Here is a 4325-nt window from a genome sequence, read left to right as displayed (position 1 = left end):
ACAGTTCTGAGGTTCATCAGGATTGGGCAGGATTGGAAAGTTGGATCCGTCTACGCCAATGAGTCTGTATTTTCCTTTGAATAAAGGAGATTCCTGAACAAGCTCATCAGTAAAGCCCAGACAGGCGATCTTTAAAACTGTGTGGTCGAACTTGCTTCGAGCCTGACATATGGCAGAGTCAGTGACCTGGATTTTATGCGTCTTGAAGTAAGTCAGATTCTGCTGGCCAATAGAGCCGCTTGTCAGAGAAGCGATAAAACGAGCAATACGGGAAAGGCCAATTTTTCTGTTTCGCGTGAAGGCTTCGCCTTCAATCAGGGAACGATCCGGGCAGTCTGTCAGACCGTCCAGGTAAGAATAGAAGATTTGGCGATACTGTTTAGGGGATTTCGAATGGGTCAAAATAACCACCTCCGAAATCCTTCGGATTATGGATTAGTTCCAAGTTTCGGTCTGTCAAGTGCCATATTCGGATAATTTATAAACTTTTGGAGTAACTCCACTGCTTGTGTTAAAAATCAAAAAAACGAGGAGCGAATTCCGCATGGAAGACACTCCTTAACTTAATGACATTGGAGAAGATTCACTTTCCTTATTCACCGGAAATATGAAAGTCAGCACAAAAAAGTTAAAGTTTTTACTCGAAAGCGAAAAAAAAAAGCAGCAAAACCTTCAGAACAATTGCTGAATGTTTTGCTGCCTGATCTACCTTATTGATTCAATTTGATTTGGATGATCAGAGAAACATTATTCTACCTTAGCAGAAAAGAAAGTCGTCTTTGAGCATGTAATTCTTGTATCTTCCATCCTGTCTGCTGAAAATATATTTCTGATATTTTTTTATAAGCTCATTGATTCAATTGTCGGATTTGTTTAAGGCCTGAGCGATTTCAATTTTTCTGGCTCCATCTACCGAAAACAATGTCTGAGCAGCCAGGAATGTCAGAAATTCGGCATCTGCCTTTTTGCTGCCTTTGATCACTTCAAAAATCTTCTTTGTATACTTTTTGAAAGTCTCGTTCTTTTCTTTAAGAACCATAGTTTCATGCTCAAGTACGTCTTCCAAGGCATTCAAAAAGAAGAGTACAAAAGGAGTCAGATCAGAACAGTTCAGTTCATTTTCGCAAATTTCAAAAGCCTTATAGTATTTAGAACGCTGTTTACGTATAGCTATTGAAAGATGCATGGCAGCAGGGACACCTTAAGTCATGAAGCAAAAACAAGGCACTTAGGTATCTGTTCAAGCGTCCGTTCCCATCATAAAATGGATGAATATATCCAAACATGAAGTGAAAGCATGCAATTTTAATCATTCCCGGAATTTCCGGATCTTCCACCATTTTCAAGCTCAGTTTTACCTGCCTGATAATTTCTTCTTCCGGAAATAATCCTGTATGAATATTGTTGAATCCATCATGAATATATACTGAATTCTTTCTGAAGACTTTTCCATCTGGCTCATTATTCGGATCGTTATCAATGATTTGAGCTAGAAAAATCTCATTATAAATCTCTCTGATTTGATGAATTGTTCTTGGAAATAAATCCGGATGACCACTAACCAGTCTTTTATATTAATGCACTAATGCAGAGAATCGATTATCTTTATTCATTTCATTCGTCAAGGCATTCTTCAGTTCTTTTCTCGAACTGTGTATGCCTTCGATCTCGTTGCTCATCTTGATTTCTGTCAGAATTGCATCATTCAGAAGTATAAAGGAATATGGTAAGGCACTGATCAGACCTTGCAGATCTGCATTCTTTTTATGAATTGAATTGATCAGTTTAAGCATCTCCTTAGTCATAAATACAAAACATTGACGATGATCCATTTCAAAAGGCAAAAGATATGCTGCTTCTGATTGAAACCGCTGCTGATAGACCTGGTTAGCCTGATCCTCGCCCTGCTCATGAAATATCGATTGAATGGTTCTATATTATGCCATCTCTTATTTCCTTTCTAAATTCAAAACGAAAATCTGAATCTGGTGTTGATTCGTTCATTTCACCAATCAACATCCTACTCTCCTGAATGATTAGTGAAAACACCCATTTTTCACTAATCATTTTTATTATTATTGATTTTACTGGTGAAAATCACCAATCAATCCAGTCGTATTCAGATAGAGATTCAGCTTGAAAATTTATTTCTTTCTTACCGGGTTTCTGCTGCTCTTTTTTTAAAAAACGAAGAATCAAACAATTTTGAGCAAATCTTTACGCTGGTTAAGATGAAATTATGATAAATATTTTTATAACCAATGACGAAAATAAACTTTCTGAAATCTCTCATGACCAAAAAGGATGCTGGATTGAAGTCACAGATCCTACCGATGAAGAAGCTGCTTTGCTGGTTGAAAACTATAAAATCAATCGATCCTTTCTGAAAGCGGCCCTGGATGATCAGGAAACTGCTCATCTTGAACAAAGCGAAGATCAGACTCTGATCATGATTGACTGCTGTATCTCATCGGACAGGGAGAAGAATAATATTCCTCAATATGAGACCGCTCCAATCAGCCTGATCCTGTTTGATTCCTTCTTCATGACGATTACACGTAAAGGAGCTCAATTTTTGAATGCTTTAAAGGAGAACGAAGAAGAGCCAATCGATACGAGAGATCCAGTTTCATTCTTCCTGATCCTGATGAAACAGATTTCTGAGAAATTTCAGGAAGAGCTTCGGACGATATCTTCATATTGTGATGAAATTACAGATCATCTGTTTAAAAAAATGAAAAATGAAGGATTGATGCAGATGATGAAGCTTGATAAGTCCCTGATCTTTTTTTCTTCATCTCTTCAGGCCAACCAGAATCTGCTTGAAAAAATCCAGGAGACCAGGCCTTTTGAACTATCAGACCCGAACGAAAAATTGCTTGATGAAAATCTGGTTGAGTATCGTCAGGCTTCAAAAATGTGCAATCTTTATATCTCGGTCAATGAACGGATCTCCGATGGCTGCAGCAATATTCTTTCCAACAGTATGAATATCGTTGTAGAACGTCTGACAATCATCACCATCGTTTTCTCTATTCCAGCCATCATTTTTGGCTTTTATGGAATGAATGTAAAAAGCCTGAATCTGCAGCATGCATGGCTGCCGATCTTTCTTGCGCTGGGTGGATCCATTCTCTGCTGGATTATTTTTTATCGAAAACGAAGATAGTCGATAATTTGCCGCTTTGGAAAATCGATTCAATTATGAACAGAGCTTTAAAGTTGCTTACTCGACAAGATTTTCATCGAAAAGAATCTCCGCCTGTTTTCAGTGCGGTCAGTGCGAATTTTATAAAAGCCATAGCTTTATGAATGCATAGTTCAGACGTGCAGGACCAGGCTCTGGCTTTTTTTACGTTTTGTCACCATTCAGCTATTTGTTTAGTGACAGCTCAAAAAGAGTAATGACACTTCATCTGGTGCCATCCTCCTGAAAATTTGACACTTTTTGATGATGACAAAGTAAATTCGCAATAAATAGATACGCTTTCATTCAGTCTGTATGATGAAATCACAAAGCAAAACAACTTGCTTTGAAGAAAGTACGAGGAGAGAAAAATATGAAGGAACAAGTACAGAAGTTCGGGCGTTCCCTTTCAGCGATGGTTATGCCCAACATCTCGATCTTTATTGCCTGGGGATTGATTACCGCGCTCTTCATTCCAACTGGTTGGCTGCCCAATGAAACGCTCAATCAGATCGTAGGACCGATGCAGCGCTTTCTGCTTCCAATCCTGATCGCTTATTCTGGCGGAAAGATGGTTTATGACCATCGAGGCGGAATCATCGGAACCGCCTTTGCGATTGGTATCATCGCCGGAACAGAAACAAGTATGTTTATAGGTGCGATGATTGCAGGACCATTAGGTGGCTGGCTGATGAAAAAGACCGACCAGCTGCTGGATGGAAAGATTCCAAATGGATTTGAAATGCTTGTCAATAACTTTTCGGCTGGGATTCTTGGAGCGATCCTTGCCTGTCTTGGATGCGCATTTATTCAGCCATTATGCACCGGTCTGACACAGATCCTTTTAGTGGGGGTCAACTGGCTTGTTGAACGTAAGTTCTTTATATTTGACGGGTTGCCCGAAATGAAATTACCTATATACCATTAAAGGCGAAGAATCTTTTGAATTCTGCAGTTTTCCTCTCAGGAAAACTGTAGAACGCAAAGATCTTCGCCTTTTTTACATTGAAATATTATTGATTCAGACTGACAGAGCACAGAGTTCTCTGATTTCATCATTCCAGGGAAGAACGCTGTCAATGACATCAGCCGGTATAACTGAACCGCGCCATTTCTGGAATCTGTTCATCACCAGTTC

The 4325-nt window shown here is 39.1% G+C and carries 6 protein-coding genes; 2 read left to right on the top strand and 4 right to left on the bottom strand.

Features of this window, described 5'->3' with window-relative positions; all coding sequences use genetic code 11:
- The 4 genes from BO222_RS00750 to BO222_RS00735 all read right to left on the bottom strand — a co-directional run.
- Positions 1–402: hypothetical protein (locus tag BO222_RS00750; RefSeq protein ID WP_143356877.1), on the bottom strand; the 402-nt coding region annotated here is incomplete at its 3' end.
- A 454-nt stretch (positions 403–856) separates the two neighbouring features.
- Positions 857–1186, bottom strand: a complete 330-nt coding sequence (locus tag BO222_RS00745; RefSeq protein WP_075817496.1) for a Fic family protein — start codon at positions 1184–1186, stop codon at positions 857–859.
- On the bottom strand, positions 1161–1511 hold the full coding sequence (locus tag BO222_RS14350) for a Fic family protein (protein ID WP_350312217.1): 351 nt from the start codon (positions 1509–1511) through the stop codon (positions 1161–1163). The genes BO222_RS00745 and BO222_RS14350 overlap by 26 nt, the downstream gene beginning before the upstream one ends.
- Before the next feature lie 63 nt (positions 1512–1574).
- Complete coding sequence (locus BO222_RS00735) at positions 1575–1844, bottom strand: Fic/DOC family N-terminal domain-containing protein (protein WP_143356876.1); 270 nt, start codon at positions 1842–1844, stop codon at positions 1575–1577.
- Between the two features lie 395 nt (positions 1845–2239).
- On the opposite strand from BO222_RS00735, the gene BO222_RS00730 reads away from it, so the two are divergent.
- Together BO222_RS00730 and BO222_RS00725 are read left to right on the top strand one after the other, a co-directional pair.
- Positions 2240–3169, top strand: coding sequence for a magnesium transporter CorA family protein (locus BO222_RS00730; RefSeq protein WP_075817491.1), 930 nt, complete (start codon positions 2240–2242; stop codon positions 3167–3169).
- Positions 3170–3560: 391 nt separating this feature from the next.
- Positions 3561–4115: a PTS transporter subunit EIIC gene (locus BO222_RS00725; RefSeq protein WP_083647605.1), complete on the top strand. Its 555-nt coding sequence runs from the start codon at positions 3561–3563 to the stop codon at positions 4113–4115.
- Positions 4116–4325: the final 210 nt, after the last annotated feature.

Source organism: Ileibacterium valens (assembly GCF_001945525.1).
GTDB lineage: Bacteria > Bacillota_I > Bacilli_A > Erysipelotrichales > Erysipelotrichaceae > Ileibacterium > Ileibacterium valens.
This window is presented reverse-complemented; position numbering and strand designations above follow the sequence as displayed.